At 69.1% G+C, this 14651-nt stretch carries 14 protein-coding genes; 5 read left to right on the top strand and 9 right to left on the bottom strand.

Annotated elements, in window-relative coordinates:
• Window positions 1–118 precede the first annotated feature (118 nt).
• Together V5F84_RS15375 and purD are read right to left on the bottom strand one after the other, a co-directional pair.
• Window positions 119–1018, bottom strand: a complete 900-nt coding sequence (locus tag V5F84_RS15375) for an alpha/beta fold hydrolase (RefSeq protein ID WP_394043849.1) — start codon at window positions 1016–1018, stop codon at window positions 119–121.
• 94 nt (window positions 1019–1112) lie between these two features.
• The gene (gene purD / locus V5F84_RS15370; protein WP_394043847.1) at window positions 1113–2369 is read right to left on the bottom strand and encodes a phosphoribosylamine--glycine ligase; all 1257 of its coding nucleotides are present in this window, start codon (window positions 2367–2369) and stop codon (window positions 1113–1115) included.
• Between the two features lie 132 nt (window positions 2370–2501).
• Between purD and xseA the strand changes: the two genes are divergently transcribed.
• The gene (gene xseA / locus V5F84_RS15365; RefSeq protein ID WP_394043846.1) at window positions 2502–4121 is read left to right on the top strand and encodes an exodeoxyribonuclease VII large subunit; all 1620 of its coding nucleotides are present in this window, start codon (window positions 2502–2504) and stop codon (window positions 4119–4121) included.
• A gap of 80 nt (window positions 4122–4201) precedes the next feature.
• Entirely contained in the window at window positions 4202–4432 is a 231-nt protein-coding gene (locus V5F84_RS15360) for a DUF2093 domain-containing protein (protein ID WP_394043887.1), read from the top strand.
• On the opposite strand, the gene lpxK is transcribed toward V5F84_RS15360, so the two are convergent.
• The 7 genes from lpxK to V5F84_RS15325 form a co-directional block, all read right to left on the bottom strand.
• Window positions 4401–5501 (bottom strand): tetraacyldisaccharide 4'-kinase, encoded by a 1101-nt coding sequence (lpxK, locus tag V5F84_RS15355; protein ID WP_394043845.1) that lies wholly within the window; start codon window positions 5499–5501, stop codon window positions 4401–4403. The two genes, V5F84_RS15360 and lpxK, sit on opposite strands and share 32 nt — an antisense overlap.
• Window positions 5501–6793, bottom strand: a complete 1293-nt coding sequence (locus V5F84_RS15350; RefSeq protein WP_394043844.1) for a 3-deoxy-D-manno-octulosonic acid transferase — start codon at window positions 6791–6793, stop codon at window positions 5501–5503. Before V5F84_RS15350 ends, lpxK begins: the two co-directional genes overlap by 1 nt.
• Window positions 6790–7494, bottom strand: a complete 705-nt coding sequence (locus V5F84_RS15345) for a lysophospholipid acyltransferase family protein (RefSeq protein WP_394043843.1) — start codon at window positions 7492–7494, stop codon at window positions 6790–6792. The genes V5F84_RS15350 and V5F84_RS15345 overlap by 4 nt, the downstream gene beginning before the upstream one ends.
• A gap of 188 nt (window positions 7495–7682) precedes the next feature.
• Complete coding sequence (locus V5F84_RS15340; RefSeq protein ID WP_394043842.1) at window positions 7683–7931, bottom strand: DUF4170 domain-containing protein; 249 nt, start codon at window positions 7929–7931, stop codon at window positions 7683–7685.
• Window positions 7932–7958: 27 nt separating this feature from the next.
• The gene (locus tag V5F84_RS15335; protein WP_394043841.1) at window positions 7959–8798 is read right to left on the bottom strand and encodes a 3'(2'),5'-bisphosphate nucleotidase CysQ; all 840 of its coding nucleotides are present in this window, start codon (window positions 8796–8798) and stop codon (window positions 7959–7961) included.
• A gap of 140 nt (window positions 8799–8938) precedes the next feature.
• A complete protein-coding gene (ubiA, locus tag V5F84_RS15330; protein ID WP_394043840.1) occupies window positions 8939–9907 on the bottom strand; it encodes a 4-hydroxybenzoate octaprenyltransferase in 969 nt (322 codons plus the stop codon).
• A gap of 10 nt (window positions 9908–9917) precedes the next feature.
• Entirely contained in the window at window positions 9918–10415 is a 498-nt protein-coding gene (locus tag V5F84_RS15325; protein ID WP_394043839.1) for a hypothetical protein, read from the bottom strand.
• A gap of 405 nt (window positions 10416–10820) precedes the next feature.
• On the opposite strand from V5F84_RS15325, the gene V5F84_RS15320 reads away from it, so the two are divergent.
• The 3 genes from V5F84_RS15320 (at window position 10821) to ilvC (ending at window position 14519) form a co-directional block, all read left to right on the top strand.
• Entirely contained in the window at window positions 10821–12581 is a 1761-nt protein-coding gene (locus tag V5F84_RS15320) for an acetolactate synthase 3 large subunit (RefSeq protein WP_394043838.1), read from the top strand.
• Between the two features lie 167 nt (window positions 12582–12748).
• Complete coding sequence (gene ilvN / locus V5F84_RS15315) at window positions 12749–13264, top strand: acetolactate synthase small subunit (RefSeq protein ID WP_348844863.1); 516 nt, start codon at window positions 12749–12751, stop codon at window positions 13262–13264.
• A gap of 235 nt (window positions 13265–13499) precedes the next feature.
• The gene (gene ilvC / locus V5F84_RS15310; protein WP_394043837.1) at window positions 13500–14519 is read left to right on the top strand and encodes a ketol-acid reductoisomerase; all 1020 of its coding nucleotides are present in this window, start codon (window positions 13500–13502) and stop codon (window positions 14517–14519) included.
• Window positions 14520–14651: the final 132 nt, after the last annotated feature.

Below are 14651 nucleotides of genomic sequence, written 5' to 3'. Positions count from 1 at the left end.
CAAAAAGAACGCGCCCGCTCCCTCTCCCGCTTGCGGGGGAGGGCTGGGGGAGGGGGCAGGGGGAGGGGGCAGGGGGAGGGGCAGGTCTTGCGAGACCCCCGCAGCCCATGCCGCGCCTTTAGCCCAAGACGCCCTGAAGCGCCTTCAGCGTCGGCTCGGGATTTTCCTCGCACAGGAAATGCCCGGCCTCCACCGCCTGCCCCTCGATCTTCGGCGCGAACGCCCGCCAGGCGTCCAGCGGGGAGACGCCCCGGCTCGGAATGCCGTGGGCGCCCCAGATCGCGAACACCGGGCATTCGATCACCCGGCCGGCGGCAAGGTCGGCTTCGTCATGGGCAAGGTCGATGGTGGCGCCGGCGCGATAATCCTCGCACATGGCGCGGATATGGTCCGGCGAGGCATAGGCCGCGCGATAATGGGCGAGCGCCCGCGCATCGAAGGCGGAAAGATCCTTCGCGGCGGTCCAGCTCGCCAGCGTGTGGTCGAGATAGAAGCGCGGATTGCCGCCGATCAGGGTTTCCGGCAGCGGATAAGGCTGGGCGAGGAAGGCCCAGTGATACACCTGGAGCGCGCGGGCCCGGTCCATGCCGTGCCACATGGCAAGGGTCGGAACGATATCGAGCACGGCGAGCCGGTCCACCCGGCCGGGCGCATCGAGCGCCAGCCGGTAGCCCACCCGCCCCCCGCGATCATGTCCGGCCAAAGCGAAATGGGCATGGCCGAGGGTTTCCATGAGCGAAACCAGCGCCGCGCCGGTGGCGCGCTTGGAATAGGGCGCATGGTCCTTGCCCGGTGCGGGCGCCGCGCTCCAGCCATAGCCGGGCAGGTCGGGAATGACGAGGCGATGGGTCTTGGCCAGCTCCCCCGCGAGGCGATGCCACATCACCCCGGTCTGCGGATAGCCGTGCAGCAGCAGCAGCGGCGGCCCCTCTCCGCCGGTGCGCGCGAACAGGCGACCGGCGGGCGTGTCCACATTGTGGGTCGAGAAGCCGGGAAACAAATCGGCGAGATCGGGCATGATCGGGCTCCGCGCGGGGAGGGCGGCAATGGGAGGACGGACCGTGACATGCCCAGGCGGCGAGGGCCAGCGCCCTGCCGGCCGTGCGGGGCGTTCAGTCCAGGGCGCGCCAACCGATGTCGTGGCGATAGAAGCCGTCCGGCCAGTCGATGCGGGCGGCGGCGCGATAGGCGCGGTCGCGGGCCTCGCGCAGCGTGTCGCCGGTGGCGGTGACATTCAGCACCCGCCCGCCGTTGGACACGATCTTGGCGCCCGAGCGCTTGGTGCCGGCCTGGAAGACGATCACGCCCTCCTCCTTCTCGGCTTCCTCGATGCCGCGGATTTCCGAGCCGGTCTGGTGCGGGCCGGGATAGCCGCGGCTGGCATAGACCACCGTGATGGCGCTCTTCGGCGACCATTGGGGCGCCGCGCCCGCGAGTTCGCCGTGGGCGGCGGCGTTGAGCAAGGCGAGAAGGTCGCTCTCCAGGCGCGGCATCAGCACCTGGCATTCCGGATCGCCGAAGCGGCAATTGTATTCCACAAGTTTCGGCCCGCTCTGCGTGAGCATGAGGCCGGCATACAGGATGCCGCGATAGGGGCTGCCCTCGGCCACCATGGCGCGCGCCGTGGGGATGACGATTTCCGCGATCGCCCGCGCTTCCAGCTCGGCCGTGAGCACGGGAGCCGGAGAATAGGCGCCCATGCCGCCGGTATTCGGGCCGAGGTCGCCGTCGAACGCGCGCTTGTGGTCCTGGGCGCTGCCGAAGGGGATCACGGTCTCGCCGTCCACGAGGCAGAACAGGCTGGCCTCCTCGCCCTCCATGAACTCCTCGATCAGCACTTCCTGCCCGCCGCCGGCGAACACCTGGTCGATGGCGGCGACGGCTTCTTCCACCGTCAGCGCGACCACGACGCCCTTGCCGGCCATCAGGCCGTCGGCCTTGATGACGATGGGCGCGCCCTCGGTGGTCACATAGGCCCAAGCGGCTTCGGGCTTGGTGAAGCGGGCGAAGGCGGCGGTGGGAATGCCGTGGGCGCGGCACAATTCCTTGGTGAAGAGCTTGGAGCCCTCCAGCCGGGCGGCGGCGGCGGTGGGGCCGAAGGCGGGAATGCCGGCCTCGGCCAGGCGATCCACCAGGCCCGCCACCAGGGGCGCCTCGGGACCGACAACCACCAGTTCGATGCCGGCCTTCTTGCACCACGTCACCAGCGTGTCGTGGGCGGAGAGCGCGATGCCTTCCACCAGCTCGGCGTGATCCGCGATGCCGGGATTGCCGGGCAAGGCATAGAGCTGAGCGATGCTAGGGCTCTGCGCGAGCTTCCAGGCGAGGGCATGCTCGCGGCCACCGGAACCGAGCAGAAGCACATTCATGCGGCGTCATCTCCCTTTTTAACTTCGCTATCGGCTTGCGGGCTTCCAAACAAGGGGGGAGGCATTGCGCTCGCCGCATATGAGATGATGCCGCTATGCTCTTGCCAAGATCGTATGCAGCGATGTGAGTCGATGGTCCAACTGCCCGAACCCCATGCCAATGCTCCCGAATGGAGCGTTTCGGAACTCTCCGCCGCGCTCCGCCGCACGGTGGAGGAGGCCTATGGCCATGTCCGCGTCCGGGGCGAAATTTCCGGTTACCGCGGCCCGCATTCCTCGGGCCATGCCTATTTCTCGCTGAAGGACGAGGGCGCGCGGCTCGATGCCGTGGTGTGGAAGGGCAATTTCGCCCGTCTCAAGCTGCGGCCGGAGGAGGGGCTGGAGGTGATCGCCATCGGGCGCCTCACCACCTATCCCGGCAAGTCGGGCTACCAGATCATCATCGAATCCCTGGAGTTCGCCGGCGCCGGCGCCATCATGGCGATGCTGGAGGAGCGCAAGCGCCGGCTCGCCGCCGAAGGCCTGTTCGATCCCGCGCGCAAGACGCTGCTGCCCTATCTGCCGAACGTGATCGGCATCGTCACCTCGCCCACCGGCGCCGTCATCCGCGACATTCTCCATCGCCTCGCGGACCGCTTTCCGCGCCGGGTCATCGTCTGGCCGGTGCGGGTGCAAGGCGACACCTGCGCGGCGGAGGTCTCCGCCGCCATTCGCGGCTTCAACGCGCTGCCCGAAGGCGGGCCGGTGCCCCGGCCGGACGTGATCATCGTCGCGCGCGGCGGCGGCTCGCTGGAAGACCTGCTGGGCTTTTCCGAGGAAGCGGTGGTGCGCGCCGCCGCCGAAAGCGCGATCCCCCTCGTCTCCGCCGTCGGCCATGAGACCGACGTGACGCTGATCGATTTCGCCGCCGACGTGCGGGCCCCGACCCCCACCGCCGCCGCCGAAATGGTGGTTCCGGTGCGGGCGGACCTGCTGGTGGCAGTGGAGGGGCTGGGCGGCCGGCTCATGGCCGCGCCCCTGCGCCTGCTGGAGCGCCGGCGCGGCGAATTGCGCGGCCTGGCCCGCCTGCTGCCCTCCGCCGACGCGCTTCTGGCGATTCCCCGCCAGCGCCTGGATGCCGCCTCCGGGCGCCTGCCGCGGGCCTTGCGGGCGAATGCCTTCGCCCACCGCATCCAGTTTCAGAAGGCGAGCGCGCGTCTCTCGCCCTCCGCCCTGAAGACGCGGCTGGAGCGCGCGCGCGAGCGCTCGGCGAGCCTTGGCACCAATCTGGAGCGGTGTTTGAGGCGCGCGGTGGAGCGCAAGCGCGAGCGCTTCTCCGCCATCGGTGCCGGGCTCGATGCGACGCGGCGCGCACAGCGGGTCCAGATCGCCCGCAATCGCGACCGGCTGGAGGGGCTCGGCGATCGCGCGGCCCGGGCGGCGCGCATTCTGCTGCGCGAGCAACGGCGCCAGCTTTCGAGCGCCGCGCAGATGCTGGAAGCCCTGTCCTATCACGGCGTGCTGAAGCGCGGCTTCGCTCTGGTGCGCGATGCGCGGGGCGCGGCGGTGCGCTCGGCCGCGGCCGTGGCGCCGGGCGCGGCGCTGGAACTGGAATTCGCCGACGGCCGTGTCGGCGCCGTGGCGAACGGTGCCGGCGCCGCTCCGCTTCCGCCCACGGGCGGGCAGGGCATGGCCGCGCCGGCGCGGGTAAAACCGGCCCGCCCGCGCGGCGGCGAGACGGCGAAATCCCAGCCTGGCCTGTTCGACCTTTGACAATGGATGCAACGGCCCTTTCGGTCGGCGCCGGTTGGGCTTATGTTGACCCGGCTAGATGAGGCCTTGTTTTAACCGTGATGAACAGATTCGAGCGTTTCCCCGAAAGCAATGGCGAAGCCGAGCTGCGCTATCTGGATGGCGAATTCCGCATCGTGCGCCCCGGCACCTTCGTGCGCTGCGCCGTGACCGGCCAGGGGATCGCGCTGGATGAGCTGCGCTATTGGAGCGTCGATCTCCAGGAAGCCTATGCCGATCCGCAGGCCGTGCTGACGCGCGTCAACCAGCTCCGCCGCCAGCAGCAGGGCTGAGCCGGCGCGCCGCGCGCGCCTCCGCCAGGGCGATCAGCCCATCGAAGCCGCGCGCCGAAAGGTCCCGAGCCTCCGGCGCGCCCGCGCTGTCCAAGCCCGCGCCTTCCAAGCCCGCACCTTCCAAGTCCAGCCCCACCCGCAACACCCGGACATGCGCGCGCATGTCCGCGAATTCCCGCGCCTCGAGGCGGGCCGCATCCTTCGCCGTCGTCACGAGGCTGAGGCCGCCGGCCTGCGCGGTGCGGTGCAGTTCGGCGAGGTCCTCCGCCGTATAGGGATGATGATCCGGGAACGGGCGGCCCTGCGCCACGTCGAGACCGAGGTCGCGCAGGGTCTGGAAGAATTTTTCCGGCCGGCCGATGCCGGCGAACGCGAGAAGGCGGCGTCCGGCGAGGGCTGCGGCATCGCCGGGGTCGGCGAGAAGATGCCCGCGCAGGATCGAGATCTGCCCCGCCGCGCGCGCCGCAGTCGCGTCGCCGGCCGCCCCCGCGCCGATGATGAGCAGCCCATCCGCCCGCGCCGCCTGGGCGAGGAACGGCGCGCGCAGCGGCCCGGCCGGCAGCACGCGCCAATTGCCGAGCCCGGCCGCGCCATCCACCACCAGCAAAGCGGCGTCCTTGTGCAGGGACGGGTTCTGAAAGCCGTCGTCCATCACGATGTGCGAGGCGCCCCGCGCCACGGCGAGCCGCGCCCCCGCCACCCGGTCGCGGGAGACCACGGTCGGCGCGCGCCGAGCCAGGAGCAGGGCTTCATCGCCCACCGCTGCCGCATCGTGGCGGGCCGGATCCACCAGCAGCGGACCCGCCTCGCGCCCGCCATGGCCGCGCAGCAGGGCGAACGGGCGGGCGCCGCGCGCGCTCAGCTGATCGAGCAGCGCCAGGGCGGTCGGCGTCTTGCCCGCGCCGCCCACCGTCGGATTGCCGATGCAGATCACCGGAACGCCGACCTCGGTGCCGGGCTTGGCCATCCGCCGCAGGGTGATCACCCCGACGATCCAGCCGAAGGGCGCGAGCAGACGTCCGGCCAGCGTGTGCGGATGCGACCAGAAGGCGGGCGCCCGGGCGAACATCAGCGCGCGAGGCGGATATGCAGGAGATACGGCTCGATGGCCGAGAGCGTGCGATCCAGCGCGCCACCGAGCTGATCCACCACCTGGCGTGCGGCGGCGGCGGTCTGCGCATGCAGATGGCCGTCGAACAGCAAGGCGGACACGCATTGGGCGATGTCGCCGTCATTCTGCACCAGGGCGGCGCCGTGGCGTTCGTCGAGGCGGGCGTAGATGGAGCCGAAGTTCCACACATGGGGCCCATGCAGCGCGACCGCGCCGAGCTTGGCGGGCTCGATGGGATTCTGCCCGCCATGGCGCACCAGCGAGCCGCCCATGAACACCACCGGGGCGAGGCGATAGAACAGGCCGAGTTCGCCGATGGTGTCGGCGACGTAGATCTCCGTGCCTTCGTCCGGCAGATAGCCTTCGCTGCGCTGCACCGCCGCGAGCTGCGCCGCCTCGGCGAGCAGGCGCACGTCCGCGCCACGTTCGGGATGGCGCGGGGCGATGATGGTGAGCAGGTCGGGAATCTCCTGCGTCAGCCGCCGGTGGGCGGCCAGCACGACCTCGTCCTCGCCCGGATGGGTGGAAGCGGCGAGGAAAATCGGCCGGTTGCCGCATTCCTCGCTCATGCGGTCGAGCGCCTTGGCATCGGCGGGCGGGGCGGGGGCGTCGAACTTCAGATTGCCCACCACTTCCACGCGCGGCGCGCCCAGCGCCTTGAAGCGCGCGGCATCGTCGCGGCTCTGGGCGAGGCACAGGTCCACCCGCGAGAGCAGCGCGCGCGCGCTCTTCGGCAGATGGGCCCAGCGCTCCGCCGAGCGGCGCGACAGGCGCCCGTTCACCAGCACCAGCGGCGTGTTGCGGCGGCCGAGCTCGCTCATGAGGTTCGGCCACAATTCCGATTCCGCCAGCAGCACGAGATCCGGCTTCCAATGGTCCAGGAACCGGCCGATGAAACGGTGGGCGTCCAGCGGCATGAACTGGTGGATCACCGAGGGATGCGCCCGCCGCGCCGCGATGCGGCTGGAGGTGAGGGTCCCCGAGGTGAGCAGGATGCCATAGCCGCGCCCCGCCAGGCGCTCGATCAGCGGCAGGACGGAGACGATCTCGCCCACGCTGGCGCCATGCACCCAGATCAGCGGCCCGCGCGGGCGGGCGGCGCTGGCGATGCCGCGGCGTTCCGGCAGGCGCGCGGGATCTTCCTTGCCCTTGCGCACGCGATAGCCGAGCCATGCGGGCGTGAGCAGCGCCGCCGCCGATGTCACGCCCCGATAGAGGCGCAGGGGAACCGGCAAGCGGATGCCCTTCATGCCGGCGCCCCCTGCGGGCGGCCGACCATGGCCTCGGCGCGGGCGGTGATGGTTTCGAGGCTGAGCTGCAATCGGGCGCGCGCCGCCTGCATGCCGGCCTCGTCCACATCGCGATCGACGAAGATCGGCTCGCCGACCACGGCGGCCCCGCGCCCGAACGGCAGGTTGAGGCTGGCCTTGTCCCAGCTCTTCAGGGCGATGCGATTGGCGGTTGCCATGGCGATGGGCAGGATCGGCCGGCCGGAATGGCGCGCGACGGTGATCACGCCGAGGCCCGCGCGGCGGGCGATCTTCGGCACGTCGGCCGTCATGGCCACGTTGATGCCCTCGCGCAGGGTCTCGATCAGCGCATAGGTGGCCGAGACGCCGCCCTTGCGGTGGAAATCCCCCGGCGAGGTCGCCCCCGAGCCGCGAATCGTGCCGACCCCGAGCCGCTCCGCCGCGATGGCGTTGATCTCCGCGTCCGCATGGCGGGAGATCAGCACCTTGGCCTTGTGGTGCGGCTTCATGATGAAGGGGGTCAGGAAATGCTGGCCGTGCCAGAAGGTCATGATCAGCGGCAGGTGCGCATCGATGCGCTCATAGATGTCCGCCGGCTCCACGTCGAAACGCGTGGTCCGCGCCACCAGCGCGAAATAGGACGCGAAGGTCGTGCCGGCGGCAATCTGGAAGCCACGGTTCGTGCGAAGACGGCGCCACATGCTCGAAAAGCGTCCTGCTCCTTGCGTGGGCGCGGTTCCGGACGGAACGCGGACACACCCACCCCCTAAGCGGGGCATACTTTGGACGAAGGGGGAAGTCTTACCCCTATGATACCGCCGAACGCAAGCTTGGCGGTGTTTGGCCCGGCTGCGCGCCCTGCGCGGCGCCGCAGCCGGGGCGTCTCGGCCTAATGCCCCGGGGTGTGGGTGTCGGGATCCAGCAGGCGATGCATATGCACCACGAAATAGCGCACCAGGGCATTGTCCACGGTCTGCTGGGCCTTGGCGCGCCACGCGGCGGCGGCGCTCGCGTAGTCGGGATAGATGCCGACGATGTCAACCTTCGACAGATCCTTGAACTCGACCCCGTCGAGTTCCTTCAACTCGCCCCCGAAAACGAGGTGCAGCAATTGTTTCGGTTCGGAAGAGGTGGTCATGGTGTCAACGTTCCCCGGCGGTGACGATCAGAAGATGGCCCCGAACTCGCGCTGGGCGAGGGCGAGGGTTTCGGCGTGAAGCGCGGTCCCGGCACAGACCAGGGGCCGGTGCAGCGGAACGGGTTCGTTATAGACCGGCGCCGTGCCGTCGAGGCCGGTCAGCAGGCCGCCCGCCTCGTGCACGATCAGGTCTGCGGCCGCGATGTCCCAGTCGGCGCTGTTGCCGTGGGCGAGGGCGATGTCCAGCTCGCCGGTGGCGACCCGGGCGAGCCGCAGCGCCAGCGAGCGCAGGCGCGGCGGCCGCGTCACGCTGGCGTGCCGCGCCACCCGGTCGAGAATGGAGGCGGGGCCGGCAATCACGGAACCGCCCACCGCGCGGCGCGCGCCGGCGGAAATCGCCGCGCCGTTCCGGGTCGCGCCGCCGCCGAGGGAGGCGACGAACAATTCGTCCGAGACCGGGGCGAACAGGGCGCCGGCGATCGGGCGGCCGTTCTCCACCAGGGCGGCGGAGATCACCCAATCCGCCCCGCCAGCCATGAAGCCGCGCGTGCCGTCGATGGGATCGACCACCCATACCCGGCGGGCGCCCAGGCGTTCGGACGAATCGGCGCTTTCCTCCGACAGCCAGCCGTAATCGCCGGCCAGCGCCGTCAGGCGCTCGCGCAGGAAGCGGTCGACGGCGATGTCGGCTTCGGTGACCGGGGAATTATTGTCCTTGGTCCAGCTCGTGACGCCGGTGCGGAACATGGCAAGCGCAACCGCGCCAGCCGCCGCGACGGCGTCGGCGAGATGGCGGGCCGCAAGGGCGGGCACCTCGATCGCCGCTTCGGACGCACCGGACGCGGTCGGGGGATCAAGCAGGCTCATGGCGCAGGCAATAGGCGGAGGCGCCTTCCCGCGCAAGCGAAGATCGCCCCGTTCCGGGGGGAATCGGTGCGCCGGACGGTGTTCTGCGTGCAGTGCACAATCTGGTGATGCCGCGGCGCGCGCCTACAGCCGCGCGCCGGTCACAAAAGGCCGATCGCCACCGCATGCTGGAGCGCGGCATCGAGCGCGAGGCCGATGAACAGGACGATGCCGGCATCCCGGTTGGATTTGAACAAAGCGAGGCAGCGGTCGGGATCGTCGATGTCCAGCCGCCTCACCTGAATGAAGAGATAGCCGGCGAAAGCGGCCAGCCCCAGGGCCGCGAACAGGCCCGCCTGGGCCGAGACCAGGGCCATGGCGAACAGGATCAGCGCTGCGCCGTAGGACAAGGCGAGGGCGATCCAGCTGCGGCGCCCGAACAGCAGGGCGGTGGAGCGCACGCCGACGATGGCGTCGTCCTCCCGGTCCTGATGGGCATAGATGGTGTCGTAGCCGAACACCCAGCACACCGAGCCGGCGAACAGCAGCAGCGCCGGGTCGTCGATGCTGCGGAACACGCTCGCCCAGCCCATCAGCGCGCCCCAGGAAAAGGCGATTCCGAGGGCGAGCTGGGGCACGGAGGTGATGCGCTTCATCAACGGATAGATGGCCACCACGCCGAGCGAGGCGATGCCCGTGATGACGGCGAAGCGCGGCAGGGAGAGCAGCACCGCGAAGCCGATGAGGCATTGGAAGATGAGGAAGGCGAACGCGGCGGGCAGGCCGATCTGCCCGGAAGCGAGCGGACGATTGCGGGTCCGCGCGACCTTGCGGTCGATGTCCCGGTCGAGAATATCGTTCCAGGTGCAGCCGGCGCCGCGCATGGCCACGGAGCCGATGGCGAACAGCAGCAGGAGCACGGGATCGGGATAGGGCTGCCCGGCCGCGATGGCGGCGAGCGCGGTCGACCACCAGCACGGCAGCACCAGCAGCCAGCTGCCGATGGGACGGTCGGCGCGCGCGAGGCGCAGATAGGGGCGGATCGGCCCCGGGGCGTAGCGGTCCACCCAATTGTTCGCAGGCGCATCGGCGACCGGCGCGACCGCCCCGTCTCCCCCCCAGCTGGTCATCGGGCGGCCCTCACTTGCCGAGGGCGTTGCCGTTCAAAGTATCGAAGACGCCGCCGCCCTTTGAGTTCTGGCCGGGCACGTAGCCGGTGGTGACGCCCAGCGCGCTGGAGATGGAGCCCTGCGGCGGGGGCTTGCCGCCGCCCGCTTCGCCGCCGGTGGCGCCGGAGGCCGCGGCCGCGCAGATCTTGTCGCGCAAGGCGGCGGTCTTGGTGTTGTTGGCCTTGGCGGAGTTCACGGCCTGATCGGGGATCTGGCACCAGTCCTTGTTGTCGGCGAGATACTTGGCGAGCTTGCCTTCCACCGCCGTATAGGTGCGGAACAGGCCGCACAATTCCTGCGGCGGCGCCTTGCGCTTGCCGGCGGCCTGGAGCGCCTGGCCCTTCTCTTCCATCTCCTGGCGCAGGGTGTTGAAGTCGGTCTGGCAATCCGCCAGCGCTGCGCCGGCCCCGGTCAGGAACAGGGCGAAGGTGATCGCCGACAGGCGCGCGCATTTGGTGTTCAAGAGCATGAGGTCTTCCGCAGCGGCTGCTGATCCAGCTTTTCCCCCTTATATTGCCACGAAAGATTGGGCAATATCGGGGCGAAGCGCGGACAATGGCGCTTCCTTGCGCGCGCGTCACAAAAAAGTGGCAGGGCGCCTTGACGGAGATTTCGTGCGCGGGTAGGTTCGCGCAACTTTTGGAAGGCAATGTGCAGTCATGCGCAAGATCGTTACCATTCTTGTAGGCAGGAGCGCCACCGGCGGAGCTGCTTGAACGCTGCTTCGGGGTCTGGTGGCGCGTGACGAGGGGCCTTCGGGCCCCTTCGTCGTTTCTGGGCCGCCGTTCGGATCGGGTGTCCGGCGGCCGGCGGGCGGATGAAGAATAGACGTGCGCGCATGCCCCTTGGGGACCGGCGCAGAGGAGTGGATGAGATGAGCAGGGAAATGACGGGCGCCGAAATGGTCATGCAGGCGCTGGCCGACCAGGGTGTCGACCATCTGTTCGGCTATCCCGGCGGGGCCGTGCTGCCGATCTATGATGCGCTGTTCCAGCAGAACAAGGTGGAGCACATCCTGGTGCGCCACGAACAGGCGGCGGTGCATTCCGCCGAGGGCTATGCCCGCTCGTCCGGCAAGGTGGGCGTGGTGCTCGTCACCTCCGGCCCCGGCGCCACCAATGCGGTCACCGGCCTCACCGACGCGCTGATGGATTCGATCCCCATCGTCTGCATCACCGGCCAGGTGCCGACCCATCTGATCGGCAATGACGCGTTCCAGGAATGCGACACGGTCGGCATCACGCGCCCCTGCACCAAGCACAATTATCTCGTCCGCGACGTGAACGACCTCGCGCGCGTGCTGCACGAAGCCTTCTATGTGGCGCAGAACGGGCGGCCCGGCCCGGTGGTGGTCGACATCCCCAAGGACGTGCAGTTCGCCACCGGCACCTATGTGGGCCGCGAGAACATCCAGCATAAGACCTATCGTCCCAAGCTGGTGGGCGATGCCGACAAGATCGCCGCGGCGGTGGAGATGATCGCCGGCGCCAAGCGGCCGATCTTCTATACCGGCGGCGGCGTGATCAATTCTGGGCCCCAGGCGAGCCGCGCGCTGCGCGAGCTGGCGCGCCTCACGGGCGTGCCGGTCACCTCCACTTTGATGGGCCTCGGCGCCTTTCCGGCGGCGAGCGGCCAATGGCTCGGCATGCTGGGCATGCACGGCACTTATGAAGCCAACATGGCCATGCACGGCTGCGACGTGATGGTGTGCATCGGCGCGCGCTTCGACGACCGCATCACCGGGCGCCTGGACGCGTTCGCGCCCAATTCCAAGAAGATCCACATCGACATCGACCCGTCCTCCATCAACAAGAACGTCAAGGTGGACCTGCCCATCGTCGGCGACTGCACCAAGGTGCTCGAGGCGCTGGTGGCCGAATGGCGGGCGAAGGACAAGCAGCTCGACCGCGACGCGCTGGACCTGTGGTGGAAGCAGATCGACCGCTGGCGCGGGCGCAACAGCCTCGCCTATCGCCAGGGCACGGACATCATCAAGCCGCAATACGCCATCGAGCGCCTCTATGCGGCCACCAAGGACAAGGACGTCTACATCTCCACCGAGGTGGGCCAGCACCAGATGTGGGCGGCGCAATTCTTCCGCTTCGAGGAGCCGAACCGCTGGATGACCTCCGGCGGCCTCGGCACCATGGGCTACGGCCTGCCCGCCGCCATCGGCGCGCAGATCGCCCATCCCGGCGCGCTGTGCGTGGACATCGCGGGCGAAGCCTCGATCCTGATGAACATGCAGGAGCTTTCGACCGCGGTGCAGTTCGAGCTGCCGGTGAAGATCTTCATCCTGAACAACCGCTACATGGGCATGGTGCGCCAGTGGCAGGAGCTGCTGCACGGCGGGCGCTACGCCCATTCCTACTCGGAAGCCCTGCCGGACTTCGTGAAGCTGGCGGAAGCCTATGGCGGCGTCGGCATCCGCTGCGACAAGCCGGCCGATCTGGATGCGGCGATCGCCGAGATGATCGACATCAGGCGGCCGGTGATCTTCGACTGCATCGTGGACCAGCAGGAAAACTGCTTCCCCATGATCCCGTCGGGCCGCGCCCATAACGAGATGATCCTCGGCGACATGGCGGTGGATCTCGACGACGCCATCACCGACGAGGGCAAGATGCTGGTGTGAGGGCTTCGGTCCACCGCGCCGTAACGCCCTCTCCCGCGTGCGGGGGAGGGCTGGGGAGGGGGCAGACGCACCCTCATCCCATCCCGCCTTTTCCGGCCTTTGGCCGGGCCCCTTCCTGACCCTCCCCCGCAAGCGGGAGAGGGACTCGCCTGATCAGAGACACCCAAATGTCCCATCCTCCCGAACGCATCGAACGCCACACGCTCTCCGTCCTGGTGGACAATGAGCCGGGCGTTCTCGCCCGCGTGATCGGCCTGTTCTCCGGCCGCGGCTATAATATCGACAGCCTGACCGTGTCCGAGGTGAGCCACGAGGGCCATCTCTCGCGCATCACCATCGTCACCACCGGCACGCCCATGGTGATCGAGCAGATCCGCAACCAGCTGGACCGCCTCGTGCCGGTGCACCGGGTGCGCGACCTCACCGTGGAGGCCACCTCCATCGAGCGCGAGCTGGCCATGGTGAAGGTGCGCGGCACCGGCGACGCCCGCAGCGAGGCGCTGCGCATCGCCGAAGCCTTCCGCGCCCGCGTGATCGACGCCACCACCGAGAGCTTCGTGTTCGAGATCACCGGCAAGTCCGACAAGATCGACCAGTTCGCGGTGCTGATGACGCCGCTCGGCCTGGTCGAGGTGTCGCGCACCGGCATCGTCGCCATTTCCCGCGGCCCGGAGGCCATGTGAGGCGGCGCGCCCGCCGCAGGGCTGGGCGCGCGGCCATGCGAGGCTGCGCTTGCGCTGATGCGAGGGGCTGGGATACCTGAGGGCCGAAAAGAAAGCCGTCGAATGGTGTGAGGGGTCTGCGCGCCGCCGCAAGCCAGGTCGCGCCGGCCCTTCGTCCATTCCGGCCCGTCTCGATGGTGGGTCCCGCCTTCCTTGAGTAACGAACAATCCAAGAAACGCCCAACAGGAGAGAATGATGCGCGTTTATTATGATCGTGACGCCGACCTGAACCTCATCAAGGGGAAGAAGGTTGCCGTCGTCGGCTATGGCAGCCAGGGCCACGCCCATGCGCTGAACATGCGTGACAGCGGCGTCAAGGACGTCGTGGTCGCGCTGCGCCCCGGTTCCGCCACCGCCAAGAAGGCCGAGGCCGAGGGCTTCAAGGTGATGTCCCCCGCCGAGGCCGCCAAATGGGCCGACGTGGTGATGATGCTCACCCCCGACGAGCTCCAGGCCGACATCTACAAGGAAAGCCTGCAGGACAACATGAAGACCGGCGCGGCGCTGCTGTTCGCCCACGGCCTCAACATCCATTTCAACCTGATCGAGGCCCGCAAGGATCTCGACGTGCTGATGATCGCCCCCAAGGGCCCCGGCCACACCGTGCGCTCGGAATATCAGCGCGGCGGCGGCGTGCCGACCCTGATCGCCATCGCCCAGGATTCCTCGGGCAATGCCCATGATCTCGGCCTCAGCTATGCCAGCGCCATCGGCGGCGGCCGCGCGGGCATCATCGAGACCACCTTCAAGGAAGAGTGCGAGACCGACCTGTTCGGCGAGCAGGTGGTGCTGTGCGGCGGCCTCGTGGAGCTGATCCGCGCCGGCTTCGAGACCCTGGTCGAGGCGGGGTACGCCCCCGAGATGGCCTATTTCGAGTGCCTGCACGAAGTAAAGCTGATCGTCGACCTCATCTATGAGGGCGGCATCGCGAACATGAACTATTCCATCTCGAACACCGCCGAATATGGCGAATACGTCACCGGCCCGCGCATCATCACGCCCGAGACCAAGGCCGAGATGAAGCGCGTCCTGGCCGACATCCAGGGCGGCAAGTTCACCCGCGACTGGATGCTGGAGAACAAGGTCAGCCAGACCTCGTTCAAGGCCACCCGCGCCAAGGCCAATGCCCACCAGATCGAGGAAGTCGGCGAGAAGCTGCGCGCCATGATGCCCTGGATCAAGGCCAAGGCCCTGGTGGACAAGACCAAGAACTGAGCCGCTCCGGCCGGTCACGATCGCGAGGCCCCGGACACGTCCGGGGCCTTTTTTATCGGCCTCCGCCGCAAGCGCCGACCCCGGCGGCGGGCGCGCGCGAAGCCGGCTCGGGTTGCGCCTGCGCAGGGCAAA

Source organism: Roseixanthobacter liquoris (assembly GCF_043195135.2).
Lineage (GTDB): Bacteria > Pseudomonadota > Alphaproteobacteria > Rhizobiales > Xanthobacteraceae > NCEH01.
The sequence above is the reverse complement of the archived record's forward strand: the minus strand, read 5'-3'. Positions and strand labels throughout refer to the sequence as shown.